28 protein-coding genes and 1 tRNA gene are annotated in these 25021 nt (G+C 60.1%); 20 read left to right on the top strand and 9 right to left on the bottom strand.

Annotated elements, in window-relative coordinates:
* The first annotated feature begins 4 nt into the window (after positions 1-4).
* Complete coding sequence (gene fliP, locus ABF859_RS06360; protein WP_415527088.1) at positions 5-763, top strand: flagellar type III secretion system pore protein FliP; 759 nt, start codon at positions 5-7, stop codon at positions 761-763.
* 53 nt (positions 764-816) lie between these two features.
* Here fliP and ABF859_RS06355 read toward each other — a convergent pair whose 3' ends face one another.
* Entirely contained in the window at positions 817-2235 is a 1419-nt protein-coding gene (locus ABF859_RS06355; RefSeq protein ID WP_415526943.1) for a gamma-glutamyltransferase, read from the bottom strand.
* A gap of 232 nt (positions 2236-2467) precedes the next feature.
* On the opposite strand from ABF859_RS06355, the gene ABF859_RS06350 reads away from it, so the two are divergent.
* Positions 2468-3226 carry a DsbA family protein gene (locus ABF859_RS06350; protein WP_415526942.1) on the top strand — a complete coding sequence of 253 codons (759 nt, stop codon included), beginning with the start codon at positions 2468-2470 and terminating at the stop codon, positions 3224-3226.
* A 17-nt stretch (positions 3227-3243) separates the two neighbouring features.
* Here ABF859_RS06350 and ABF859_RS06345 read toward each other — a convergent pair whose 3' ends face one another.
* Positions 3244-3594 carry a hypothetical protein gene (locus ABF859_RS06345; RefSeq protein WP_415526941.1) on the bottom strand — a complete coding sequence of 117 codons (351 nt, stop codon included), beginning with the start codon at positions 3592-3594 and terminating at the stop codon, positions 3244-3246.
* 517 nt (positions 3595-4111) lie between these two features.
* Between ABF859_RS06345 and ABF859_RS06340 the strand changes: the two genes are divergently transcribed.
* From ABF859_RS06340 to ABF859_RS06315, 6 genes are all read left to right on the top strand, one after another.
* On the top strand, positions 4112-6475 hold the full coding sequence (locus ABF859_RS06340; protein WP_415526940.1) for a putative bifunctional diguanylate cyclase/phosphodiesterase: 2364 nt from the start codon (positions 4112-4114) through the stop codon (positions 6473-6475).
* Between the two features lie 25 nt (positions 6476-6500).
* The gene (gene folP, locus ABF859_RS06335; RefSeq protein WP_415526939.1) at positions 6501-7298 is read left to right on the top strand and encodes a dihydropteroate synthase; all 798 of its coding nucleotides are present in this window, start codon (positions 6501-6503) and stop codon (positions 7296-7298) included.
* Positions 7295-8194 carry a 2-amino-4-hydroxy-6-hydroxymethyldihydropteridine diphosphokinase gene (gene folK, locus ABF859_RS06330; RefSeq protein WP_415526938.1) on the top strand — a complete coding sequence of 300 codons (900 nt, stop codon included), beginning with the start codon at positions 7295-7297 and terminating at the stop codon, positions 8192-8194. Before folP ends, folK begins: the two co-directional genes overlap by 4 nt.
* Positions 8191-8865, top strand: a complete 675-nt coding sequence (folE, locus tag ABF859_RS06325; protein ID WP_415526937.1) for a GTP cyclohydrolase I FolE — start codon at positions 8191-8193, stop codon at positions 8863-8865. Before folK ends, folE begins: the two co-directional genes overlap by 4 nt.
* 448 nt (positions 8866-9313) lie before the next feature.
* Complete coding sequence (locus ABF859_RS06320) at positions 9314-9925, top strand: CatB-related O-acetyltransferase (RefSeq protein WP_415526936.1); 612 nt, start codon at positions 9314-9316, stop codon at positions 9923-9925.
* Positions 9926-10110: 185 nt separating this feature from the next.
* Complete coding sequence (locus ABF859_RS06315) at positions 10111-11010, top strand: fructose bisphosphate aldolase (protein WP_415526935.1); 900 nt, start codon at positions 10111-10113, stop codon at positions 11008-11010.
* Positions 11011-11029: 19 nt separating this feature from the next.
* On the opposite strand, the gene ABF859_RS06310 is transcribed toward ABF859_RS06315, so the two are convergent.
* From ABF859_RS06310 to queE, 3 genes are read right to left on the bottom strand one after another with little or no spacing between them, the layout of a single operon-like run.
* A complete protein-coding gene (locus ABF859_RS06310; RefSeq protein ID WP_415526934.1) occupies positions 11030-11557 on the bottom strand; it encodes a 6-carboxytetrahydropterin synthase in 528 nt (175 codons plus the stop codon).
* Positions 11554-12288: a 7-cyano-7-deazaguanine synthase QueC gene (gene queC, locus ABF859_RS06305; protein WP_415526933.1), complete on the bottom strand. Its 735-nt coding sequence runs from the start codon at positions 12286-12288 to the stop codon at positions 11554-11556. The genes ABF859_RS06310 and queC overlap by 4 nt, the downstream gene beginning before the upstream one ends.
* A 2-nt stretch (positions 12289-12290) precedes the next feature.
* The gene (queE, locus tag ABF859_RS06300) at positions 12291-12932 is read right to left on the bottom strand and encodes a 7-carboxy-7-deazaguanine synthase (protein WP_415526932.1); all 642 of its coding nucleotides are present in this window, start codon (positions 12930-12932) and stop codon (positions 12291-12293) included.
* A 133-nt stretch (positions 12933-13065) separates the two neighbouring features.
* Between queE and ABF859_RS06295 the strand changes: the two genes are divergently transcribed.
* Together ABF859_RS06295 and ABF859_RS06290 are read left to right on the top strand one after the other, a co-directional pair.
* Positions 13066-13905 (top strand): ABC transporter permease, encoded by an 840-nt coding sequence (locus tag ABF859_RS06295; protein ID WP_415526931.1) that lies wholly within the window; start codon positions 13066-13068, stop codon positions 13903-13905.
* 4 nt (positions 13906-13909) lie between these two features.
* The gene (locus ABF859_RS06290) at positions 13910-14680 is read left to right on the top strand and encodes an ABC transporter ATP-binding protein (protein ID WP_415526930.1); all 771 of its coding nucleotides are present in this window, start codon (positions 13910-13912) and stop codon (positions 14678-14680) included.
* A 9-nt stretch (positions 14681-14689) separates the two neighbouring features.
* On the opposite strand, the gene ABF859_RS06285 is transcribed toward ABF859_RS06290, so the two are convergent.
* Both ABF859_RS06285 and ABF859_RS06280 read right to left on the bottom strand, forming a co-directional pair.
* A complete protein-coding gene (locus ABF859_RS06285; protein ID WP_415526929.1) occupies positions 14690-15040 on the bottom strand; it encodes a DUF3147 family protein in 351 nt (116 codons plus the stop codon).
* Positions 15041-15113: 73 nt separating this feature from the next.
* A tRNA-Asp gene (locus tag ABF859_RS06280) sits at positions 15114-15190 on the bottom strand.
* 198 nt (positions 15191-15388) lie between these two features.
* Between ABF859_RS06280 and ABF859_RS06275 the strand changes: the two genes are divergently transcribed.
* From ABF859_RS06275 to ABF859_RS06230, 10 genes are all read left to right on the top strand, one after another.
* Positions 15389-16318 (top strand): retroviral-like aspartic protease family protein, encoded by a 930-nt coding sequence (locus tag ABF859_RS06275; protein WP_415526928.1) that lies wholly within the window; start codon positions 15389-15391, stop codon positions 16316-16318.
* Positions 16319-16434: 116 nt separating this feature from the next.
* On the top strand, positions 16435-17910 hold the full coding sequence (locus tag ABF859_RS06270; protein ID WP_415526927.1) for a methyl-accepting chemotaxis protein: 1476 nt from the start codon (positions 16435-16437) through the stop codon (positions 17908-17910).
* On the top strand, positions 17910-18179 hold the full coding sequence (locus tag ABF859_RS06265; protein WP_415526926.1) for an STAS domain-containing protein: 270 nt from the start codon (positions 17910-17912) through the stop codon (positions 18177-18179). Before ABF859_RS06270 ends, ABF859_RS06265 begins: the two co-directional genes overlap by 1 nt.
* Positions 18176-18535: a response regulator gene (locus ABF859_RS06260; protein ID WP_415526925.1), complete on the top strand. Its 360-nt coding sequence runs from the start codon at positions 18176-18178 to the stop codon at positions 18533-18535. The genes ABF859_RS06265 and ABF859_RS06260 overlap by 4 nt, the downstream gene beginning before the upstream one ends.
* Positions 18532-20580, top strand: a complete 2049-nt coding sequence (locus ABF859_RS06255) for a chemotaxis protein CheA (protein ID WP_415526924.1) — start codon at positions 18532-18534, stop codon at positions 20578-20580. Before ABF859_RS06260 ends, ABF859_RS06255 begins: the two co-directional genes overlap by 4 nt.
* A 2-nt stretch (positions 20581-20582) precedes the next feature.
* Entirely contained in the window at positions 20583-21005 is a 423-nt protein-coding gene (locus tag ABF859_RS06250; RefSeq protein WP_415526923.1) for a chemotaxis protein CheW, read from the top strand.
* On the top strand, positions 21002-21859 hold the full coding sequence (locus ABF859_RS06245; protein WP_415526922.1) for a CheR family methyltransferase: 858 nt from the start codon (positions 21002-21004) through the stop codon (positions 21857-21859). The genes ABF859_RS06250 and ABF859_RS06245 overlap by 4 nt, the downstream gene beginning before the upstream one ends.
* Positions 21856-22917: a protein-glutamate methylesterase/protein-glutamine glutaminase gene (locus ABF859_RS06240; RefSeq protein ID WP_415526921.1), complete on the top strand. Its 1062-nt coding sequence runs from the start codon at positions 21856-21858 to the stop codon at positions 22915-22917. The genes ABF859_RS06245 and ABF859_RS06240 overlap by 4 nt, the downstream gene beginning before the upstream one ends.
* The gene (locus ABF859_RS06235; RefSeq protein ID WP_415526920.1) at positions 22914-23309 is read left to right on the top strand and encodes a response regulator; all 396 of its coding nucleotides are present in this window, start codon (positions 22914-22916) and stop codon (positions 23307-23309) included. The genes ABF859_RS06240 and ABF859_RS06235 overlap by 4 nt, the downstream gene beginning before the upstream one ends.
* Positions 23302-23640, top strand: a complete 339-nt coding sequence (locus tag ABF859_RS06230; protein ID WP_415526919.1) for a hypothetical protein — start codon at positions 23302-23304, stop codon at positions 23638-23640. Before ABF859_RS06235 ends, ABF859_RS06230 begins: the two co-directional genes overlap by 8 nt.
* Positions 23641-23657: 17 nt before the next feature.
* On the opposite strand, the gene ABF859_RS06225 is transcribed toward ABF859_RS06230, so the two are convergent.
* The gene (locus ABF859_RS06225) at positions 23658-24038 is read right to left on the bottom strand and encodes a hypothetical protein (protein WP_415527087.1); all 381 of its coding nucleotides are present in this window, start codon (positions 24036-24038) and stop codon (positions 23658-23660) included.
* A 47-nt stretch (positions 24039-24085) separates the two neighbouring features.
* The gene (locus ABF859_RS06220; RefSeq protein ID WP_415527086.1) at positions 24086-25006 is read right to left on the bottom strand and encodes a 4-(cytidine 5'-diphospho)-2-C-methyl-D-erythritol kinase; all 921 of its coding nucleotides are present in this window, start codon (positions 25004-25006) and stop codon (positions 24086-24088) included.
* Between the last annotated feature and the right edge of the window lie 15 nt (positions 25007-25021).

The raw sequence follows: 25021 nt of genomic DNA, 5'->3' as shown, positions 1-25021 counted from the left end.
GAAGATGCTCTGTGTCCTTCGGGCTTTCCTGCCGGCTCTGGTGCTGTTGATGTGTCTGGGTCTGCCGCATCTGGCGCATGCCCAGGCTGTGAGCATTGATCTGGGGCAGAACGGGGGTGCCGGTGGCGCGGGTACGACCAGTCGACTGGTGCAGCTTACGGCGCTGATCACTGTTCTGTCGCTGGCGCCAAGTCTGCTGGTGATGATTACGGCGTTTACGCGGATCGTGATCGTGCTGTCGCTGCTGCGCAGTGCGCTGGGCGCGCAGGGAACGCCGCCCAATACGGTTCTGATCGGGCTGGCGCTGTTTCTGACGCTGTTCGTGATGCAGCCGACGCTTCAGAAATCCTGGGATGCCGGGATCGAGCCGATGATGGCGGGGCGTGTGGGGGAAATGGAAGGTCTGACGACGGCGGCACAGCCGTTCCATGATTTCATGGCGGCGACGGCGCGGCCTGCGGATGTGGCGACGTTCCTGAACATCGCGCATGAGAAGCCGCCCGCGAAGATCGGCGATACCCCCTGGCGGGTGCTGGTGCCTGCGTTCATGATTGGTGAACTGCGTCGCGGGTTCGAGATGGGATTTCTGCTCTATCTGCCGTTTCTGGTCATCGATCTGGTGGTGTCCAGCGTGTTGATGAGCCTTGGCATGATGATGCTGCCGCCGAGTACGGTATCCCTGCCGTTCAAGTTGATCTTTTTCGTCGTTGTTGACGGGTGGTCGCTGGTGGCGGGAAGTCTGGTGCGAAGTTTTACCGGATAGGATGCCGGGTCGGAAAAAGCCCCGCTAGTCCGGAAGGGTGGCGGGGCTTTTTGTCAGTTCCTGCTGTCGTTCGTGGTGCCTGCGGCAAGGCCGGCGGCGCGGGGGTCCGTGGAACCGCGGCATGAATTGTTGCCCTGACAGAGGATCGCGTTGATGCGACCTGCGCCTTCATGGGGGATCGGGGTCTCGTGTGCGGCGGCGCGGGCGGCGTCTCCGACGGCATCTGCGGCTTCGTTCTGGCCGGAGGCGGCGATGACTGCGCGCAGGTTGCGCTGGTCACGCAGGATGGCGGCGGCGAGCAGGGGTTGCGGCGTGCGGGCCGGAGAAGCGCCAAGGACAACGCCGGTGCTGCCGGCCACGCGACCTGTCCCGAACAGGTTGTTCTCGCTCAGGGCACAGGCGACGGCCATGCCGGAATGGTCTGACACGACAAAGGAGGTTGAGGCTGGCAGGGCCGGGAGGGTGCCGTTACCGGAACGGCCATTGTCGAGGGCGGCCTGTGCGGCGGCCAGTGTCGTATTGCCGGAAGCACGCCATGCGGCGACTGTTCCCTGTGCGGAAGCCCCGGTCGTATAGCGGAGGGCAGCACCGAGCCCGCCATCGGCGGGCGGGGCCAGGAAGGACGCGTCCACACCACCCTGACGGGCTGTGAGGGCGGCTGTCTGGGCCGGAAGGGTCTGGCGCATGTCTTCGTCGTTCAGGCCGCCTCCCGCTTTCTGGGCGGCGGTGACATATACGTCGGCGAGCGCGCCGTTATAGAGGTCACCGACGCCTGCAACGCGGATGCGTTCGAGGAAGCCGGCAAGACGCGGCTGGGCCAGGCTGTCGCCTGCTGCCACGGTGGAAGTTTCCCCGCGTCCGAAGATGGCGCGGGCATTGTCGTCTGCCATCAGGGCCGGGCGGACGGCGGCCAGATCGGCTGCGAGGGTGCGGCTGACGGTGATGCCGGTGCTGGCGAGGTTCAGGGCCGGGGCGATGAGGTCGTTGAAATCGACAGTGCCGTAATGGAGCTGCATCAGATACAGGCCACGGAACTCCGCGGCTGTTCCGGCCGGCCGGTCGCCACCCTTGCTGGTGCCGGGGCGGGGCAGGAACGTGATGGCCTGGGCGGGTTCGCCGGGGCGGCTGACCAGACAGGCGCCGCCGCCGCCGAAGGAGGCGCGGGACGGCAGGGTTACACCGAGGGCGAGGGCTGTTGCGGTCGCTGCGTCCGCGGCGTTGCCGCCACGGGCGAGGACGTCATGGCCCACCAGCGCGGCCTGGGGCTCGTCTGCGACCACGGTGCCGATACTGCCACCGGCGGGGGCGGAGGTTTCGTTGCCGCTGAGGAAGTGGACACCGGGAATCCACGAGCAGGCACCCAGCAGGAGGCCTGAGGCGGCCGTGGCCATCAGTGAGGCTGGGAAGCGGGAAGGCACGCGACGGCCCTGCGGGGCGTCCGGGGTGGAAATCTGGTGCTGACGATGCGCCACCTGGCGTTTCTCCAATGTCTGGTCACGACTGTCCGGCCTCGTGGCCTTCGCGGATGACGGGCGCGGGCAGACGGGTCTGCGCCGTGGGTCCGCTCCGGCTGTTGTTCCCTCATAACGGTAATCTGGAGTTTGTGGGAGGGGCGAGTTGGTGTCTTCTCTTTGCCATGGACGTTCTTTATGGCGTATGGACCTGACGTTGTGCTTTCCCTTCAGCTGATCCGGAGCTTTGTCCTTGAGACACCATCTGCTTGCCACGGCCTGTGCCGTTGTTGCCGGAATGGCCTTTTCCGTGGGGGGGCAGGCTGTGGCGGCTCCGGCCCAGTCGTTCACCCCGGCCCAGCGGGCCGAGATTGTCGGCATCATGCGTGAGGCGCTTCAGAACGATCCGAGCATCCTGACGGATGCCATCCGTTCGATCCGTGAAAAGGCGGAGGAGCAGAAGCAGGATTCGACGCTTGCGGCCGTCAAGGCGCATCAGTCCGAATTGCAGAGTGCGCCCGACTTTGCGATCCGCGGCAATCCGCATGGCACGATCACGGTCGTGGAATTCTATGATCCGCGCTGCTCTTACTGCCGGTCCATGATGGGAGAAGTGGACAGCTTCCTCAGTCGTCATCCGGATGTCCGGCTTGTCGAGAAGGTCGTGCCCGTTCTGGGCAGCAACAGCGTGCTCGATACGCGGGCCATTTTCGCCGCCAGCGCGCAGGGCAAGTATGAGGCCATGCGCAAGGCGCTGATGGAAGATACCACCAAGCCCAGCATGGAGCGGATCGTCGAACTGGCCAGGGCCAACGGCATTGATGCAAAGAAGCTGACGGCTGATATGAGTTCGCCCCAGACAGTGGCGCTGATTACCACCAATCTGGATCAGGGGCGGGCTGTGGGGCTGGACGGAACCCCGACCTTCATTTTCGGAACGGCTGCCGTGGCTCCGGGCGCGCTGGAGCCGGACCAGATGGATGCTTTTCTGGCCCGGGCCAGAAAAGCCTGAGTTTCAGGGGGCCGGTTTCAGCGTTTTTCGCCGTCGGCGCCTGAACCGTCCATATCGCCGTTGCCATCGACGATTCCGGCACGGGATGGCGCGTCCGATCCCGGCTGTACCGTGCGGGTGATGGCTGCGACTTCTTCATCTGAGGCGGTTGGCGGCGGTCTGTGTCCGCGGCTGGCCGGAATGTCACTGTCGCGTTGCAGGACGTTGGCGAGGGCTTCGGGGTCCGTGCGTTCGGCCTCGTCCAGAAGGCGTTCGGCCAGCGCGTCGTCTCCGGTCTGACGGGCGCGGAGAGCCGCTTCCGCCTGTTCGGTCGCCACGCGATATTTGCGGTCTTCGCCTTCGAATGCTGTGTCATCAATGCGGGACATGGGGTCTCTCTTCTTCCTGCAGGTAATGCGGTGGCCGGTGCAGATCTTAAAACACAAGGCCTAAAACACGGGGATGGTGCCGGGGTTCCGGCGCGGGACGGTTTCGGCAGGCGGAGAGCCACTGGAAAATCCGTTCTGCGGGGTTTGGAAACGATATCTTTGCGGGTATGATTTTTCGAGTGTCGTGACGGGGCGTTCTTCTGGTCCGGGAAGCCCGTTTTCAGGCTTGTGACGTGCTCCACTGGTATGACGGTGTATGACAGACGACAGACGTTCCGGCGCGGGGAGCAGCGGCGGGAAGGGGAGAGGACCGGAGGGGTCCGTTACGGATGGATGTGGGGAGGATGTCTCCCCGGACGGGGCGGAGGGCCCGGCGGCGTGCAGGATGGACCGCCAGAAGATGCGGTTCTTCGGGGAAAGATGGTTCCGACGCTCCCTGTTCCTGCGATGGGTTGCGGCTTGCATTTCGAAATCAAAACGTGGCGACGGGCAGGGCATAAGTCCGGATTTTCCTGCGATGGAGGTTCCGTCGCATCGACAGGATGCTTTCAGGCGCGTCCGGTTGCGGATGCTCGGGCTGCTCCTTCCGCTCCATCTGCTGGCGCAGGCGGTCAGTGCGCCTGTAGCGGCGCTGGGGATATGGTCTTCGAGCCGCTGGCTGGCGGTGGTGCCATGTGTGGCCATCGAGGGTGCTCTGCTGGTCTGGGTCTGTGGGGTTCAGCCGCGGCTTCGGGGGCGGGGGAAATATTCCCGGCTGGATGACCGGTCTCTCCGCTGGGCCTTGCGACTGCTGAACGGTGGTCTGGGGCTCGTCTGGTTCGTTTTCATCATTCTGGTTTTCCGGCTGCCCCAGGAAGACGTCCATCTGCTGACGCTCGGGGTATGTTTTGGACTCATGGCGCCCCTGCTGCTCTGTTCTGTGGTGACGGGCGCGGTTGAGGCCATGATGGTGCCGATCGTGGCGGGTCTGTATGGCGCGCTGCTGGAAGACGGTTTTCACCATTCCGTGCTTTTTACGGTGTCGTTTTTCCTGGCCGTGACAGTCTGTGGGTTTTTCGTCGCGGGGATCAGCCGACTAGTGGGCACCCTTCTGTGTCGGATGCAGATGGCACGGCTGAAGCAGCAGGAACAGGCGGATATCCTCTCGCTCCTCACCCGTCGGTCTGTTCCTCAAGGGGGCGGGTGGCTGTGGGAAACGGACGAAGCAGGCATGCTGCGTCCTCCGTTCGCGGGACTTGGCCGGATGCTGGGACGGGATGAGGCGGACGTTGCGGGATGGACACTGGAGCGCCTTCTGGAACTGCCGGCGGTTGCGCCGGAGCATCCGTGGCCGGGGGCCGATCTGTCTGGCGCGATGTCGCCGGAACGGCATCTGGCGCATTGTCTGACCAACCGGCTGGCGTTCCGGGAGCTTGCTGTGAGGGTTGCAACCGGGGCGGGAGACAGATGGTGGATGCTGACCGGGCAGCCGGTGTTCCGGGCGGGGGTCTTCCAGGGCTATCGGGGTATGGGGACGGATGTCACGGCTCTGCAGGCGATGCGGAAGCGGCATTTCCATCGGGTACGGGTGGATGGGCTGACGGGACTGCCGAACCGGCTGGCCTGTCTGGAATATGTCCAGCAAAGCCTGCTGGAGACAGCGCGGGGCGCGCAGGCCTTCGTGATCGTGCTGGTCTCGCTGGACCTCTCCGGGGCGGCGAGGTGGGAGGCGATGACGGCTGAAGACGCTGCATATGTCCTGCAGGTGAGCGCGGCGCGGCTTGGAGTGCTGTTCGACAGGGATGCTCCCGAAGGTCGGGACCGGGCGGGAAACCCTTTCCTGGCGCGGCATGGTATGAGGGATCTGGCAGTCGTGACGGAAGTGCCTGCCGACCGAAGAGGGCGTTTTCTGGAGGTTCTCGCTCTGGAGATCCTGTCTGTTCTCAGGCGCCCGGTGGAAGTTCCGGGAGGCTGTGCGGTTGAAATGGAGGCGGCGATCGGGCTGGCGGTCTCGACCGTGGGCGAAGGGGATGCGCTTGTGGAGGCCGCGGAGACGGCGTTGCAGGATGCGCGGCGCGAGCGGGTCGGGCGTTACAGTATTTTCGATCCGTGCGGGGATCTGGCGGACAGTCGTCAGAAAAGCCTGTTCCGGGAGGTGCGTCAGGCGCTGCGTCTGAAAGCGTTCGTGCTTGTGTATCAGCCGATCGCCAATGCCCGGACCGGGCAGGTGGTCGGGTTCGAGGCGCTGTGCCGGTGGAAGGGATCGGCGTACGGGCATCTGTCGATCGAGAAGGTCATCGACATGATTGTCGAAACCGGGAACGGGCCGGAGTTCGATAGCTGGGTTCTGGAGACGGCGTGTCGGGTGGCGCGGCACTGGCCTGCGCCTCTGTGGGTTTCGGTCAACATGACGGCGACGCATTTTTCCCTGCCCGATATTACGGACCGTATTTTCGCCGTTCTGGAGAAGGTCGGGCTGGACCCGCGCCGGTTGCAGATTGAAGTGACGGAGACCCGGGCTCTTGAGGCCGGGCCGCCTGTCTATCATGCATTCCGGGAGCTGGAGCGCAGAGGGGTGCGGATGGCGCTGGATGATTTCGGCAAGGGATTTTCGACGCTGATGTATCTGCGGCAGTTCCCTTTTTCCAAGATCAAGCTGGATGCGGCGTTCATTCAGGACATGTTGCAGGATGCGCGCAGTGCGGCGGTGGTCCGCAATGTGATCGAGCTTGCGGTGGATCTGGGGATTGCGGTGACGGCCGAAGGGGTGTCTTCGCCAGAGCATTACCGTCATCTTCAGGAGCGGGGCTGTACGGAAGTACAGGGATTCTTCCTGGGAAGGCCCGTGCCGGAAGAGGATGTGCCGCTCTGCTGGGGGCGGCTGGTGCCGGATCTGTGGTGAGGAGATGTTTGTGAGGGATCTGCGAATGAGCCTGTCCGGGAACGGGCGGGTGGCGGTGATGGGGATCGTGAATGTCACGCCGGATTCCTTTTCCGACGGGGGACGGTTCCTGCGGCCTGAGGCGGCGCTGGCACACGGGCGCACCCTGCTGGCGGACGGGGCGGATCTGCTGGATCTGGGGGCTGAGTCCACACGGCCCGGTTTTGAGCCTGTTCCCGCGGAAGAGGAATGGGCGCGGCTTTCGCCTGTCGTGGGCACGCTTGTCGAGGAAGGTGCTGTCGTGTCTGTGGATACGACCAAGGCGTTTGTTGCGAAGCGGGCCCTGCAGGCCGGGGCGGCGGTCATTAATGATGTCTGGGGACTTCAGGCCGATCCGGAGATGGCGTCCGTGGTTGCGGATTCGGATGCGATGGTTGTTGTGATGCATAACCGTCATAAGGTGGATGAGGCGCTCGACCTGCGGGCGGACTGGCGGCGGTTCTTTGACCGGTCTCTGGAACTGGCGGAACGGGCCGGACTGGCACGGGAGCGGATCTTACTGGATCCGGGTGTGGGCTTCGGCAAGACGCAGGTGCAGAATATCGAAGCTGTGGCACGTCTGGGGGATCTGCGGGCCGAGTATGGGTTGCCGGTTCTGCTGGGGGTGTCGCGCAAGTCCATGTTCGGGCATTTTCTGGGGCGTCCGGCATCCGAGCGGCTGGCGGGGACGCTGGCGACCCATCTGTACGGGGTGGAGCAGGGTGCTGCAATCCTGCGGGTGCATGACGTGCGTGAGCATGTGGATGCGTTGAAAATGCGTCATATTCTGAAGGATGTCCGATGATCGTTCCTGCCCTGACTTCCGTTTTCGTGCGGGACCTGTGTCTGTTCGGGTATCACGGCGTGTTGCCGGAAGAGACGCGGATCGGGCAGCGTTTCGTAGTGGATATCGAGATCCGTGCGGATCTGTCTGCTGCGATCGCTGGCGACGATTACGAGCAGGCGGTCTGTTATGGAACGCTGTGCGACATCGCCTCCGCAATCGTGACGGGGCCGCCGCTTCAGCTTATCGAAACGGTGGCGGGACGCATCGCTGAAGCCGTGCTGGTGAAGCTGGAGCGTGTGGAATGGGTACGGGTCGAGGTCCGCAAGCCGTCTGCGCCTGTGCCTTATGCGGTTTCGGGAACAGCGGTCGTTGTTGAACAGGTCCGGGTTCAGGAGGTTGCGTTCTCGCTGGGGAGCAATCTGGGGGAGCGCGAGGCTGTTCTGGCGGCGGCGGTGGATCGGCTGGCGCTCGTGGAGGGGCTTGAGATTGTGGAAGTCTCGTCTTTGTATGACAGCGCGCCCTGGGGCGGGGTGGAGCAGCCGGCTTTCGTCAATATCTGCGCTACGGGGCGGACGACGCTGGAGCCGCATGCGCTTCTGCGGATCTGCAAGGCGATCGAGGTCGATCTGGGGCGTGTGCCGGGTGTGCGCTGGGGGGCGCGGGCGGTCGATATCGATGTGCTCTATTATGGTGTGCGGGAAGTCCGGGACCGGGTTCTGACCCTGCCACATGCCTGCCTGTTCGAGCGGGCTTTTGTGCTCGAGCCTCTTGCGGAAATTGATCCAGATCACGTCATTGGTGGACGTCGCGTGCGGGACGCGCTAGCAGTCCTGCCGCGGAGCCTGGGGGATGTGACCCGGCGCGCCCCTGACGGCACGGGCCGTTGGGGTATAGAGGAGCCTGAACCCGCATGACCAACCTGAACGCCACGATCCTGACCGCCGCACCGGCATGTCAGTCGGACAGTCAGGACAGCCTTTCTTCCGAGGAACTGCGCCCGATGGGAGCGTTGCCGCTGCCTGCGGATGCGGAAGTGCGGATTGCGGGGGCCGTGCGGGAGATCCTTGAGGCGCTGGGGGAAAATCCGGAGCGTGAGGGGCTGCTCGATACGCCGCAGCGCGTGGCGAAGATGTATCTCGAAGTGTTCAGCGGTCTGCATCAGGACCCGCGGGATCATCTGAAGACGCAGTTCTCGGCGGACCGGCATCATGGCGCGGTGATCGTCAAGGATATCCGCTTCCATTCCATGTGCGAGCATCATCTGCTTCCGGTCTATGGCAAGGCGCATGTCGCCTATCTGCCAGCAGGTGGCCGCCTGACGGGACTGAGCAAGATTGCGCGGCTGGTCGAGGGCTTTGCCCGCCGTCCGCAGCTTCAGGAGCGTCTGACGGATCAGATCGCGCAGGGCATGGAGGATGTGCTTGCGCCGGAAGCCGTGCTGGTCGTGATCGAGGCCGAGCATATGTGCATGAGCATGCGCGGCGTGCGCTCGCCCGGTTCCACGACCGTGACGTCCATTGCGCGCGGCACCTGGCTGCGGGATAGCGCTGCCAGAATGGAAATCATGTCGCTCCTGCGGGGCTGACCGGAGTGCCGGCTCCCGGTGAGATGTTTGGCCCCCTCAAGGTTCTTTTAATGAAAGCAGGCGTTCTGGTAACGCTTTCATACCGTTCTTCACTGACCGGAGTATCGGGGCGGGATGCTTAAGGCGAGGCATAAAATATTGAAAATAAAAAAATAATATAGAACAATATCAGAATCGTAGATATTATCAGTATTGCTAAAAATGCATTTTTTATTTTACTCCCATAATTGAATATATTTTTATGATTCAGGGTGAAATACAGAATCGTGATTATCGCGGTCGATAACATTACCGTCAATGATGCACTCATCATTGATGTCGGTGTTGTTCGGAGGATGTTGATAAGTGCTTCGATAAACAGGTCGTAAGCCTTTCAGTCTCTTGTGGCGTTGCGGGCAAAAGCGGCGAATGGTTGTCCGGGTGACGCAGAGGGAAGGAGGAATGTCTGATGACGTTTGGAAATCGCGTGTTTCGGATGCTCACACGCTATGCCATGGCGTACCAGATCCAGGAATGGGGCTGGCAGATCGGGGCCCATACCTATGGTGTGCCGACAGTCCTTGAGCCCGATGAAGCGGGACTTGTGATCGGCGATTACTGTTCGATCGGGCCGGAGGTCACCATTATTCTGGGCAATCACCGTGCCGATCTCGTCAGCACCTATCCGTTCAGGACGCTTTCGCATTTCTGGCCGTCTGCTGCGGAGGGGCAGGAAGATCACTCTTCCAAGGGGGACGTGATCATCGGCAATGATGTCTGGATCGGTGCGCATGCCACGATCATGTCCGGGGTGACGATTGGTGATGGGGCCGTCATTGCCGCGCAGGCGCTCGTCACGAAACCTGTGCCGCCTTATGCGATTGTTGGTGGCAATCCGGCAAAAGTGATCCGGTACCGGTTTTCCGACAGCGTCATTGCGCGTCTGCGGGCGCTGGCATGGTGGGACTGGCCGGAAAAGCTGGTGGAAGAACGCTCCGCGCATCTGATGAGTGATGATATCGAGGCCTTTCTGGCGCTTTATGAAAATGCTCCGGACGGGTCCGGAGAGGAGTCATCCTGATTTGGTGAGCGGGTCGCATCTTCATCAGGCATCGGGGGTGCGGTACGGTTTCTTGAAGCTGTCGTGCCGGAACTCCGCGGGTGCCCGTGCGATTGGCTTGTGTCGGGAAACGTGCTGCGACATGGGGTGATCGGTATGATCCTTCGGAAGTGGTGACGGTTTTCCCTGTATCAGAGGGGATCTTGATGAGCACCGCGGAAACGATGATGTCGCAGATGGCGGAAAAAGGCGGATTTATTGCGGCTCTGGACCAGAGCGGCGGGTCCACGCCTGGCGCGCTGAAGCAGTATGGCATCCCGGAAAGCGAATATTCCGATGAGAGCGAGATGTTCGCGCTCATGCATGAGATGCGGGTGCGGATCATCACGGCGCCGGCGTTTACCGGGGACAAGGTGATCGGCGCCATCCTGTTTGAGCGCACGATGGATGGCGATGTGAACGGTGAGCCTGTCCCGGCCTATCTGTGGCGGGAGCGGGGCGTTGTACCGTTCGTGAAGATCGACAAGGGGCTGGAGGCGGAAGCGGACGGCGTTCAGCTCATGAAGCCGATGCCGGGACTGGATGAACTGCTGGCCCGGGCCGCTAAACTGGGCGTGTACGGGACGAAGGAGCGATCCACGATCCGTCTGCCGTCCGAGAGCGGGATCCGGGCCGTCGTGCAGCAGCAGTTTGCCGTGGCGGAGCAGGTTCGCAGGCATGGACTGGTGCCTATTCTGGAGCCGGAAGTGCTCATCAAGAGTCCGGACAAGGCAGCCTGCGAGCAGCTTCTGCATGACTGTGTGCTGGAGGAGCTTCAGAAGCTGCCCGAGGACGCGCGGATCATGCTGAAGGTGACGATCCCTGAAGTGCCGGATCTGTATGATGATATTGCGCGTGACCCGCGGATGGTCCGGGTTGTGGCGCTTTCCGGCGGGTATCCGCTGGGTCAGGCCTGTGAGAAGCTGCGGCACAATCACCGGATGATTGCGAGTTTCTCCCGTGCGCTGATCGGGGATCTGCGCCATCAGATGGATGATGCGCAGTTCGATACGACGCTCGCAGAGGCGATCGACGAAATCTACGAGGCGTCGGTCAACAAGGTCTGAAACAGGCCTTGGCCGGACGTCAGGAAATGCTGGCGTCTGGCCGGTTCCACCAGCACTGTTCGGGTGGGCGGGACACGGCGGGCAGATAATGCTGTGGGTTTCCGCCGAGGCGCACGGTGTTGGTGGGCGTCTCTTCCAGCTCGATTTCGTGGACACGCAGGATATCGCCCTGATCCGCAAGGATGGCAGTCAGCTTGGCGAGCATAAGGGCGGCCATAAGTTCGGTCGTCGGGTCGCCGGGCGTGACGACGATCCGCTGGGCGCGTTCGGGTTCGTTGGCGCGGAACCACGCGAGCAGCGGGTCGCTTTCCGAAAGCTGGAGCGCGTGATCGAGACTGTTGTCCACGAAATGGTGCCAGCGCGTCTTGGCCTCGGCAAAAGGCAGGATCATGTTCGCGTGGCCGTCCAGCCGGGCCTGTTTCGCCGGACGGAGAGTGACGCGGACATATTCGTTGTGTCCGTGCGGGATGGCACAGCGTTCGCTGGCGCCGGTTATGAGGCGATGCCCCATGCAGAAGCGACGGGTGAAGACGAGTTCGGCGGTCATGTGGCGCCTCCGTGCGTATGGTGGCTCTGCTGGTAGCGGCGCCATCCTTCAGCGCGCAGGTTGCAGGCCGGGCAGGTGCCGCAGCCATAGCCCCAGTCATGCCGGTGGGTGCGGTCGCCCATGTAGCAGGAGTGGCTGTCACGATTGATGACATCCACGAGCTTCTGGCCGCCGAGCTGCTCGGTCAGATCCCAGGTCTGGGCCTTGTCGATCCACATCAGCGGCGTGTGCAGGACGAAGCGCTGGTCCATACCGAGGTTCAGGGCGACCTGAAGCGCCTTGATCGTGTCGTCGCGGCAGTCGGGATAGCCGGAATAATCGGTTTCGCAGACACCGGTGACGATGTGCCGCGCGTTGCGGCGGACACCCAGGGCGGCGGCGAAGGTCAGGAAGATGATGTTGCGACCCGGCACGAAAGTGTTGGGTAGGCCGTTTTCGCTCAGGCCGATTGCGGCTTCGCGCGTCAGGGCCGTTTCGGACAGGGCGCCGAGAGAAGCGAGGTCGATCGTGTGATCTTCGCCAAGGCGTGCCTTCCAGGCCGGCGAGAAGGCGGCCATTTCGGCGCGCAGGGTCTCGCGGCATTCGAGTTCGATGGCGTGGCGCTGTCCGTAGGCATAGCCGACGGTTTCGACGCGGTCGAAGCGGGAAAGGGCCCAGGCGAGACAGGTTGCGGAATCCTGACCGCCGGAGAACAGGACGAGCGCGGTGTTGCTGTTGATGGTCGTGCTCATGATCAGGGGATTCCGATCAGCTTGTGGGTCTGGAGCGACAGGCGCCAGCGCGGGTGGCGCAGGCAGTGGGCCACGGCGCCCTGTGTGTTGGCGATGCGGTCTGGGCCATCCATCGGCTGGAGCCAGAAATGGCGGAAGGAAAGCTGTTCGAACAATTCGGGTGGGAGTTCGGGCTGCGGGTAGATCAGCTTGAGTTCCGCGCCTTCGGTCTGGACAAGGGTCCCGCCGGGTTTGGGGCTGACGCAGATCCAGTCGATTCCGGTGGGGGCTGCGATCGTACCGTTGGTTTCCACGGCGATTTCAAAGCCGCGGGTCTTTACGGCGGCGATCAGGGCGTCATCAAGCTGAAGCAGGGGTTCGCCGCCCGTGAAGACGACATAGCGCCGGCCACTATCGTCGGCTGTACTGGTCCAGCAGGCCTCAATAGTGGAAGCCAGGGCCTCGGCCGTCTCGAAACGGCCGCCGCCTTCGCCGTCCGTGCCGATGAAATCGGTATCGCAGAACGTGCAGGCCGCAGTCGCGCGATCCTGCTCACGACCCGACCACAGGTTACAGCCGGCAAAGCGGCAGAACACCGACGCGCGGCCTGTCTGTGCACCCTCGCCCTGGAGGGTCACGAACATTTCCTTCACAGCATATGACATGACCGCAGCATGTCGGCGAGGTTGGCGCAGGATGCAAGGGAAATCATCAACTCAGGCCGATGCGGTACGGGAGAGGGATGTTTCGGCGGCAGGGGGGGATGGGCAGGACGCGCTTTCATGGTAGGGAGAGCGCATGGAAGACATGAATGCCCGTTCTCCTGTTCTGACCCTTGAGCCCCTGCGTGGATGGGGGCTTGTCCGCGCCGCCTGGAGCGACCTCAGAGGGGGGCTCCGGCTGCTGCCGCTTGCCGTGACTCTTGGCTGGCTGGACATCAAGATGCGGTATCGCGGGTCCATTCTGGGGCCGCTGTGGCTGACGCTGTCCACGGCCGTGATGATTGGTGCGATGGGGGTGGTTTACGGCTACCTCTTCCACATGGATCTGAAAGCCTATCTGCCTTTCCTGTCGCTTTCGATCGTGCTGTGGGGGTATGGCGGGACGGTCATCAATGATGCCGGGACGGTCTTCACGCAGAACACCTCCCTGTTTCATTCGATGCGGATTCCGGTCAGCCTGCCCGTGGCGCAGGTCATTGTCAGGAACCTGCTGATCCTGCTCCATAATATGGTCGTCGTTGTTGTCGTGTTCGCGGTCTTCCATGTGTGGCCGCAGAATGTCTGGAGCCTGCTGTTCAGCCTGCCGGTCTGGATCGTGGACAGTTTCTGCGTCATTCTGCTGATCGGAATGCTGGGCGCGCGGTTTCGGGACATTGCCCCGATCGTGGCGTCCCTGATGCAGATCTTTTTCTTTGTGACGCCGGTCATCTGGAAGCCGGAGCTGATCACGACCGGGCGGAAATACCTGCTCCTCGACCCGTTTTATCCGCTTCTCGAGATCGTTCGTGCGCCTCTTCTGGGGCAGACGGTCGATCCGGTGGTATGGGAGGCGGCGCTCGGCCACAGCGTGCTTCTATGGGTTCTGGCGGCCGTCCTGTTCTGCCGGATGCGTTCGCGTATTCCTTACTGGATCTGATCTGATGCCCGGTATCGTTGTTGACCGTCTCTGTATTGATTTTCCGCTGTATCATGGTCAGAGCCGCTCTCTGAAGCGGCAGGTCGGCAAGACGCTGGCCCGGTTCGCGCCGTCGTCGCCCTCCGCCCACCTGATGCACGATCTGCGGGAGCGCACGATTGTCAGCGTGCTGCGGGAGATCAGTTTCACGCTGCACTCTGGCGAGCGGCTGGGGCTGATCGGCAGCAATGGCGCGGGCAAGACCACACTTCTGAGGGCGCTGGCGGGGATCTATGAACCTGTCACCGGGCAGGTGCGGCTCCAGGGGACGATGCGGACGTTGCTGGACAGCAGCCTGGGCATGAATCCCGAACTGACCGGCCGTGAAAACATTCGCCTCAGAGGGCGGTATGAAGGGCTTTCACGTCAGCAGATCAACCAGATCGAGAAGGATGTGCAGGACTTCGCCGAACTCGGGCCGTATATGGACATGCCGGTCAAGGTTTACAGCGCGGGCATGGGCGTGCGTCTGGCGTTCGGTCTGGCGACGGCATCCTCTCCGCAGATCCTGCTGATGGACGAGTGGTTTCTGGCAGGGGATGGGGTCTTCATGAACAAGGCCAGGGCCCGGCTGGAAGAACTCGTCCAGCAGGCGGAGATCCTGGTGCTTTCAACCCATCAGCCCAAGGTCATGCGGCAGTGGTGTACGCGCGTCATCTGGCTGGAGAACGGGCATATCCGGATGGACGGCACGCCGGACGAGGTTCTGGACGTCTATCTTGAGGAAGCGGGCTGACGGGTGTTGTCAGCCACCTGAACCCAGGCGTGTGAACGCCCAGGTCGTGCCGAGATACAGGATGACCGTCAGGGCGCATCCTGCCGTCAGGGCGAGCCAGAAGGGCAGTCCCGCTCGCAGCATTCGGGGGATCAACAGGAACATCGGCAGGGATGGAAGCACGTACCAGAAGGTTGCCTCCGCGTGCCGGCTCATGACAACGCGATCAGGTTTTTCCAGCCAGAGCCAGATCATGCCCAGGACCGACACCAGAGGCAGGGAGGCTATCAGGGCGCCTGCTGCGGGATAACGGCGGGCAATACCTGAGGCTGCCGCGATCAGAAGTCCCGAAATCAGACATTTCAGAATGAAGAAAACCATACTCTTACCTAGGGGTAAGCAGTCGTTTCCGGAATTGTTTTCTTGGGGGAAATGGCCAACTCCTCAAGAGGAGTGGCGCGAGTGACGGGGCTCGAACCCGCGACCTCCGGCGTGACAGGCCGGCGCTCTAACCAACTGAGCTACACCCGCAAAACCGCTTTTCAGCAGTCTGGGACCTTCCGTTTGGAAGCTGTTTGGCTTCCTCTTGGTCGGTGGCGGTGATGTATCAGCCTGCCCGGGGGGTGGCAATAGGGTATGCAGAAAAAAAAGCAATTTTGGTCGAAAAATCTGTCTTGCCCGTGATTGGAAGACCGTGTCCTTTGTAACGGAACGATACGGAGGACGGGGATGAGGCTGGGACGATTGGGCGCGCTACTCGTGATGGGAGTACTGCTGGCCGGATGTGAAAGCGGGCCGCGTCAGTGCAAGCTGTTTGTCAGTGGCGACATGCCTGTCCTGAATGACTGGGGCAGCCCGATCGTCCGGGCTTCCATCAATGGTCATCCCGTCGCGCTTATCGTTGATACGGGCGCATTTTCCACAACGATCGGGCAGAGTTTCATTGAACCCCTCGGTCTGAGGGACACGGGGGCATCTGTGTATGTGCGTGGTGTGGGCGGAGAAGATTATGGACGTGTCGTGACGATCGACACGCTGGACATGGGAAGTTCCAAGGCACTGAATATTGCTGTTGCGGGGGTGGGAAAGTTTACCGGCCGAATTGCCGGCCTTCCGATCGTGGGGGTATTCGGGCGTGATTTTCTGGGGCGGTACGATACTGTCGTGGACATGCCCGGGCATCGGGTGCGACTGGTCGAGACGGAAGGCTGCGACACGCCAACCCCGGGATGGACAGGGCGCATTCATACGGTTCCGGTCAGCCATCTTTATAATGGCGGCCACAAGACGACGGTGGATATCTGGCTGAACGGGCATGCCACCGACGCCGTTCTTGATACGGGAGCGGGCACCACCCTGATCAGTCGCGATGCCGCCCGGGCGGCGGGTGTGACGCGCGCCATGCTCGAGAAGGACCCGGTGACAATCGGGTATGGGCTGACGCGGGACCCGGTCAAGAATTATCGGCATCATTTCGAGACCCTTCAACTGGGCGACATCATTTTTCGGGATGTCGTGCTGAGGGTTGGTGGGGACCTTCCCGATACGGACGCCCTGCTTGGGGCGGATGTTCTCAAGCACTACCGGATCTGGATTCCCCGGGAGGGAAGCCGGATGTTCGTCCAGCATGATGCTGACATTCCAGCGACGGATCCCTGAGACTGTCTGACGGGTCATTAACGGAGTTTCAATCAACTGTTCTCTAGGAAGGAGAGCATCTGGTCGGCTGCATGTGGCTGCCGCGATGTGATCTGTGTTTCTGGAGGCGGTCTGGCATGTCCGACATACGCTCTGTTCCCCTGCATGGGAGTTCCTTTCTACGCAGGCGGCTGCTTGTGGCATTTGGCGTGCCTGTGCTGCTCTGTGTCTGTGGCCTGGCATGGGAACTGATGGCGACCGGCGCATATGCTGAAAGCATCAGGCGGTCGACTTTTCCGGAAATCGCTGTCCTTGCGTTGTTCTTCGTCTCTGGAGTCATGGCTTTCGTTCTGGTTGCGGCCTGCGGAGATGGTCTGATCGACGCCACAAGGCAACTGGCTGCGAAAGGCACGCTGCCGCAGAGGGTGCGGGAGGCCAGTCTGATTCGATTGCAGGTCATGCTAGGGGAAGCGCGTACGAACTCTGAGCGCAGTGAAGTCATGGCATCGCAGGCACAGTCTGCCCTGGCTGCGGCCCGGATCGAAGCTGAGGACGCCCGTCAGTCGGCAAAGGAAGAAGCGTCCGAACATGAACGGGTGATTGCGATTCTGGGGAACGCAATGGCCGGTCTGCGCGACGGTGAACTGGGTTTTCGTCTCGAGGAGGCTCTGCCAGCCCGGTATGAGCGGTTGCGGCAGGACTTCAATGATACGGCTTCGACGCTTCAGAAGGTGATGGTTTCGCTGAATGACAGCATTTCGACCATTTCCTCCGGATCTGCCGAAATTGCCTCAGCCGCGGATGATCTGGCGCGTCGGACAGAACTTCAGGTCGCACGGCTTGAAGAAACCACGGTTTCCGTCGGGAATGTCACGGAAACTGTCCGCAAGACGGCGGCAGCGTCCGTTCACGCGAGCGAGGTTGCCAGCCAGACGCGTGACCGTGCAGAGCGGTCAGGGGAAGTCATGATGGCTGCCACGGCAGCCATGCAGGACATCCAGCAGTCTTCCATCCATATCGCCCAGATTCTCGGATTGATTGACGACATTGCGTTCCAGACCAATCTTCTGGCGCTGAATGCGGGTGTCGAGGCCGCCCGGGCAGGGGATGCGGGCAAGGGATTTGCTGTTGTTGCCGCTGAGGTTCGAGCCCTTGCCCAGCGATCGGCGGATGCCGCCAAGGAAATCAAGGCGCTTATTACCTCAAGCACACAGCAGGTCAGCCGAGGCAGTTCCCTGGTCGAAGAGACGGGGGTCGCAATGAAATCCATCGTGGAAAACGTCAGTGAAATCAGCGTTCTGATTGGTGAAATCGCCACAGCCGCCCGTAGTCAGGCCAATGACCTGTCAGAAATCAGTGTTGCGGTCAGTCAGATGGACCAGAACACCCAGCAGAACGCTGCGATGGTCGAGGAAGCGACGGCCGCCAGTCATAACCTGAGTGCGGAAGCCAGGGAACTCGTGGGAAGCCTGCAGCGGTTTCACCTGCAGGGAAGCCATGATGAAACAGAACTCCCTTCCGATAGCGGATTAGCAGGTTCGGAGTCCCCTTCCTTACAATGGGGAACCAACTCCTTTCAGACTTCTGATGAAGGATGGGAGGAGTTCCGTTGATGGGTATTCTGATACTGCCTGAAATGCTGGACACCAGCTACGCTGCCCCTTTTTCGGAACTTCTCAGGAGAGAAGAGAAGGACTTCTGTCTGGATGGGAGCCAAGTTGGCCGGGTGGGGGGCCTCTGTTTCCAGCTGCTGGTCTCGGCGTATCGCACGGCACAGATGCGAGCTTCTGTTTTCGAAATCAGGAATGTTTCTGATGCGATGAGAGAAGGCCTTCTGCTGATGGGAGGAGATTTTCTCCTGAAAGCAGGAGGAGAGGCATGAATATTCTGGTCGTTGATGATTCACGCACCATGCGGGACCTCGTGAGCCGGGAGCTTCGCAAAGAGGGTTATGATGTGGAAACTGCCGAGGATGGCCTTGATGCGCTTGAAAAAATCAGATGTTTCCCGCCGGCGGTCATCATAACGGATCTGAACATGCCGCGTATGGATGGACTGGCGCTGACAAAGGCTCTGCGCGCGCAGTCCGATACAAAATATGTTCCGATCATTTTTCTGACGACGGAATCAGGGGAGGACCTTCGCCGTGCCGCACGTGACGCAGGGGCGACCGGATGGATTGTGAAGCCTTTTGAGGGGACCAAACTGCTTGCGGCAGTGAGGCGCGTCAGTTCATGAGCACGGAAGATTTTACCGATGACATGGATGCGATCCGGCAGATCTTTTTTGACGAGTGTGACGAGCAGCTTGCTCTTCTCGAAGAGGAACTGACGACACTTGGAGAAGAGCCGGAAAACGGAGAAAAGATCAATACGATCTTCCGATGTGTTCATTCCATCAAAGGGGGCGCAGCCGCCTTCGGAATGGAAGATCTGGTAAAGTTCTCGCATCTTTTCGAAAGCGTGCTTGACCGGTTCCGGTCGGGAGAACGCTGCGTAAATGCGGACAGCATCACGACTTTCCTCAAGTGTAAGGACACGCTGTTCGATATCGTCGCCAGTTTCAAAAATGGCGGCGACAGTTATGAAGTTGCTCCGGATACGACTGCCGAACTGGAACGGTATCTTCATTCAGACACTTCAGAGTCCGAGAAACAGTCTCAAGACGTCGCATTGGATGATATTTTCGGACTGTCGTTTGCTCCGGTTAAAATTGAAATTGATGCTCCGACCGAGCAGCGGTTCTCAATCGCTCTGACCGTGTCATCGGAGCTTTATGAGCGTGGCGATGATGTGCGCAATATTCTGGTTGCCTTGGAAGGGCTGGGGCAGATCCAGGTTGAGGTCGATATTGATTCCGTACCCTTGGTTACGGATATTCTGCCGGCTCAAAGCTATCTGACGTGGCGTATTCTCCTCGTGACAGGGAACCCACGAGAGAGCATCGACGAGATTTTTGAGTGGTCCGGCGATGATGTGCAGGCAGTGATCACCCTGCAGACTGAAGAAGCCGAGCATGGTGTAGAGATACCTGCTCCGGTCATGGAGGAGAAAACCGATCCTCCAGCCCGGAAGGCAGTTGAACGCAAGGATTCTGCGACCGTTCGGGTGGATATCCAGCGGATCGACAAGTTGGTCGATCTGATTGGGGAACTGGTTATCAATCAGGGTGCCATTCACTCACAGATGCGACGTAACAAGATTCCTGGAGACTCGTTCCTGGGAAACGTGGTGACAGCGCAGGAGCAGTTGATCCATGAACTGCAGGAAAACGTCATCACGATGCGGGCGTATCCGATCAAGACGGTTTTCCAGAAATTGGGCCGGGTGGTGCGGGAGACGGCGAGACTGACGGAAAAGCAGGTCCGGCTCATACTGGAGGGAGAGGATACGGAGGTCGATCGGTCCATTCTCGAAAAACTGTCCGATCCTCTTACGCATATGGTTCGTAATGCCATTGATCATGGGATCGAGAGCCCGGAGATCAGGGCGGGGGAACGTAAGGATCCGGAAGGCCTGTTGAGGCTGCGGGCTTTTCAACGCTCGGGACGGATTATTGTAGAAATTCAGGACGACGGAGCCGGTCTGGATCCAGATAGGATTTACGAAAAGGCTGTTGAAAAGAACATCATTGAAAAAGGCCAGCGGCTGGACCAGGAAGAAATCTATTCCCTTATTTTTGAGCCGGGATTTTCGACTGTTGCGGAAGTAACGGACGTGTCCGGACGTGGCGTGGGAATGGACGTTGTCAAACAGAGTCTTCAGCAGATTAACGGACGGATTTTCATCAGTTCGGCAAAAGGCAAAGGGACGACTTTTTCGATCTCGTTGCCTTTCACCCTTTCGGTTATTGAGGGAATTATTTTCAAAGCCGAGGGGCAGGATTTTGTTGTCCCGGTAAATAATGTCTCAGAAACGATAATTTATGACACGGATAAAGCCTTTCCTATCGGGGAGGGAAAATACGGATATCCATACCGGGACGGGTATCTGTCCGTGATTTATGCCGCTGATCTTCTGGGCTCTTCTTCAGGTGGAAAAAACCAGAAAATATGTTTCGTTATCGAAAATGAAAACGAAGAAAAAATGGCCTTCGTTGTCGATAAAATTATCGATCACTCGAGGTTCGTCGTAAAAAATCTTGAAGAAAACTACAGAAAAATTGCCTGTTTTTCCACGGCGACCATTCTGGGGGACGGTAATGTGGCATTTATTCTGGATGTGGAATTTCTCTTTGGCGAGCTTTTGAAGAAAAGGGAAAGTTCGTTGGACGAAAGAGTATGAACATGGAAAAGGCTCTGGTTTTTTCTTTGGGAAGTCAGGAATTCTCTGTTCGGATTTCCGCCGTCAAAGAAATCAAGGAGTGGACAAAGCCCACGCCCTTTCCTGCCGCTCCGACGTTTGTGGAGGGAGTGGTCAATGTTCGCGGATCAGTGATCCCGCTCGTGGACATGGCGCAGATGATGGGGGTTTCGGAAGCGCAGAACGAAAAGAAAGCGATCATCTTTCTGAAAAATGGAAGCAAGATCATCGGCTTTTCGGTTTCAAACGTGACAGATATTTCAGAGGTTGATGAGACGGATTTTAAATCTCTTCCAGAACTGTCCAGTGATAATCTCAAATATTTTTCAAATGGTATTCAGTCTCTTGGTGATCGTCTGATTTTTTCTGTGAATGTTTCCTCCCTGTTTGAGGGAAGCCTGCAATGATGGCGGTTGGGGAGCTGGAAGAGAACGCCATTTCAGACGAAAATTTTCGAATTATTGCAGGAATCGCGAAAAACTACGCTGGTATTTCGCTTTCGGCAAAAAAAAAGAGCCTGGTTTATTCTCGGATTTCACGGCGGGTCCGGCAGGAAGGGTTTGGCTCTTTTGATGAATATTGCGGTTTTCTGGTGAGTGGTGCGGGCGTTGAGGAACGCCAGCATCTGGTTTCAGCGCTGACGACCAATGTCACCAGTTTCTATCGAGAAAAACATCATTTCGTATATCTGGAGCATCTGCTTCGTCAGAGATTATATTTCCGTCTTGAGCGCGGAGAAGAACTCAGGATCTGGTCGGCGGCGTGTTCGAGCGGCGAAGAAGCATATTCAATCGCCATGACCGTCATGAAGTGCCTCTCCGCAGTGTCAGATCTGAGAGCCAAGATTCTGGCGACAGATATTGACCCTGACATCCTGGCGCAGGCGCGACAGGGAAATTATCCTTCCGAGGAAGCTGAGACGCTGTTTGAAGAGGGAGGACAGGCGTTTTGCCGGATGGAAGGGGGACGGATCGTGATGTCCGAAAAGCTCCGGAACATGATTCGTTTCCGCCGTCTCAATCTGGTGGAACCGTGGCCGTTTTCATCCCGTTTCCATGCCATCTTCTGTCGGAATGTCGCGATATATTTCGATCGCGAAACGCAGGACAGGCTGTGGCGGAGCCTCTCGGAGCGAATTTTTCCGGGCGGAGAACTCTATCTCGGCCATTCAGAGCGGATTGCGCATCCCGAGCGGTTCGGAATGGAAAGCATCGGCTATAATGCCTATCGTAAAATCTCGTTCGGGGAGGCGGGCTCTTGAGTGGAACCACGCCCCTGAGTGTTGTTGTTGTCGATGACTCGCTGACGACCCGTGCCTTGATCGTGGCGGCGCTCAAGCGCGATTGCAGGGTGAAAGTCGTGGGGACGGCCGGAACGCCGTTCGAGGCCCGTGACCTGATCGTACGGCTGAACCCTGATGTGTTGACACTTGATTTCGAAATGCCGTCCATGAACGGTCTGCAGTTTCTCGAAAAGATCATGAGGCTGCGTCCGATGCCGGTGGTGATGGTGTCGGGCCATCTTTCCAGCCATAAGGGGCTGGTTGAGCAGGCTCTGCGCATGGGAGCAGCCGAATGGTACTCGAAAATGGCTCTCGGAAGCGGAGAGGAACCATTTGCGGGACTGGGTGACGCGATTGTCCGGGCCGCAGGCGTAAAGGGGCCGTCGCCTCCATCGCTGGGGGGGAGCGCAGGTCCCAGGAATGTGCCCGGTCCGAAAACGGAAGTGATCGTTGGGATCGGTGCGTCGACCGGAGGCGTGGAGGCTCTGACGGATGTGCTTGAACATTTTCCTGTGGCCTGTCCTCCCACGGTCATTGTGCAGCATATGCCCCGTCAGTTTTCAGAAAGCTTTGCGCGCCGTCTTAACAGGCTCGTGAAACCTGAAGTCAGGCTGGCCGAAGACGGGGATGTCCTGAAACCGGGCACGGTTTATGTCGCTTCCGGTGGGGAGCGTCATCTGCGGGTCAGGGGTGGTGGGCGACCTGGCGAGTATGTCTGCCAGTTGATCGCGGGGCCTCCGGTCAACGGACACCGGCCATCGGTGGACGAACTCTTTTATTCTCTTGCCAGAACGGTCGGGAAGGATGCGGTGGGTGTCATCCTGACCGGAATGGAATGTGACGGTGCCCAGGGTCTCCTGGCCATGCGTCATGCAGGGGCCTGTACGATCGGTCAGGATCGGGCGACCTCTGTCATCTACGGTATGCCGAGGGCTGCATTCGAACTGGGGGCTGTTGAGGCGCAGCTTCCGCTTTCCGCCATTGGCCCAGCCATTCTCAATCTTTGTGAACGCCGTTCTCTGGAGACGTATCCATGATTTCCGCCTCTTCCATGTCCGTTCTTCTCGTGGACGACCAGACATCCATTCGTTCGATCCTGCGGAATACCCTTGTCCAGATCGGATTTGTCCAGATTGCCGGAGTCCGGAACGGGGTCGAGGCCCTGGAGCATCTCAAGGGCAACCCGGTGCATCTGATTATTTCCGACTTCAATATGCCGGACATGGACGGACTGGAGCTTCTGAAAGCAGTCAGGGGCAACGCACGAACCGCTAAAACGGGCTTCATCATGCTGACCGGACAGGCCAGCAAGGAACTGGTGCAGCAGGCAATTGCGGAAGGAGTGAACAATTTCCTGGCCAAGCCTTTTACAGCCAGCTCGCTCAAGTCCCGTATCGAAGCCGTTTTCGGGCCGATCTGTAATGCATGAGATGTCAGATGCGCTTTCGTTGCCTCAGGTTCTGTCGGGGGTGAGTGCGCAGCTTGTCCTAAGCCTTCAGGATCTGCGGAAGCTGGAGGCAGTCTGTCTGAAAGTATTGCCGACCGGCAGTGTTCCGGAGTTTCAGGATTTTGACCGGATCATGCAGGTTCTGGGGCAACTGGCGCAGTGTTGTGAAGGGCTGAGTCTCGAGAGCGGTCTGAGAGATGTGCAGATCGGGCGTTCCGTTGTGGAGCGACTGACACTGGCAGAGGTGCGGCAACGTCTTCTGGCGGCAGATCCCCAGACCTGCGTCGGGTCGGGGGATGTCGAGTTTTTTTGAGGCGCCGGGGGATTTCGTCAGCTTGGCTGGCTGGCATCCTCGGGGTTGGAGCGGATCATGGTGCGCTGTTTCTGAAGGCCCCGAATGATCTGTTCGATATCCTGTGGGCCGAAGACAACACCAACCGGTCCGTAAGCCGGGTGCTGGAAAGCCAGCATGGAGCCTTCGGTCAGGGCGTCGATCTGAAGTGCCCAGTTCGTGGTGTAGACAGGCGTGAAGCGCGCGCCTGCAATGGGGGGCGGGGGACGTTTTTCGACGAGGCTGGCATGGGCCAGGCCGAGACTAGCGATCAGTTGGGCGAGCTGGGTTTCGTCCAGGGCAATGCTGCCGGAGATGCCGCTGCCTTCGAGGAAGGACAGGATAACGGTCTTGCCGTCCTCTGAACGTGTGACCTGCATGCGTGGGGCTGTCATGGTGTCGGGCTCCCTGCTCGGTTCTGTTGTGATCAGGTTGAGGGGGCAGTGTGATGGAAACCGCCTGCCCATGTCCACCAACCCAGACGTGCGCTCTGTGTATTCAGGATGCGGGCCGCGGTAACGGCGCTTTCGGGGCTGGGAAAGATGCCGAAGCATGTGGCGCCTGAACCGCTCATGCGGCTGAGCAGGCAAGCGGGGAGGCTTTCAATCGAGGCCAGAACCGTACCGATGACGGGGCACTGAGACAGGGCGGGCGCCTGAAGGTCGTTTGTGGTGGCATTCAGATCCGCGACCATGTCCTGCACGGTGGTCCAGCGGTCCGGCAGGAAGGGGGCCGGGCGTTCGACGATGCCGCCCCCGGCCGCAAAGGCCCGGAAGACGTCAGGAGTCGAGACGCCGACGCCGGGATTGACCAGCAGAAGACCAGCCTCGGGAAGGGCCGGTGCCGGTGCAAGGATCTCGCCGATTCCCTGCATCCGCGTCGGGCGCTGGGCGACGCAGACCGGAACATCTGCGCCCAGCTTAGCAGCAATCGGAAAGAGTGCTTCCTGATCGACGTCCCATTCCTGAGCTAGCAGGCGCAGCGTTGCGGCGGCGTCGGCCGAGCCGCCGCCGATGCCGGAGGAGACGGGAAGGTTTTTCTCCAGTTCCAGACGGAAGGAGTCGGTCAGGCCGTCGACCGTAGTGCCGGACTGGGCCTGAAGGGCGCGAGCGGCGCGGAGGACGAGATTGTGACCGTCCGCTTCCAGCCCCTGTCCGAACGGGCCGTTGATTGTGAGGGACATGGCCTCGCTAAGGCCTGCGAGCGTGACGCGGTCCGCTGCGCCCGCGAAAACGGCCAGACTGTCGAGCAGGTGGTAGCCGTCATCGCGGCGGCCGGTGATGTGCAGGAACAGGTTGATCTTGGCGTGAGCGCTCGCCTGTGCCGTGGTCTGCGTGGAAACAGGCATTGAAGCTGCGGAATA

The sequence above is a fragment of the Gluconobacter sp. genome, from assembly GCF_047722525.1.
In the GTDB taxonomy this organism is placed as follows: domain Bacteria; phylum Pseudomonadota; class Alphaproteobacteria; order Acetobacterales; family Acetobacteraceae; genus Gluconobacter.
The sequence above is the reverse complement of the archived record's forward strand: the minus strand, read 5'-3'. Positions and strand labels throughout refer to the sequence as shown.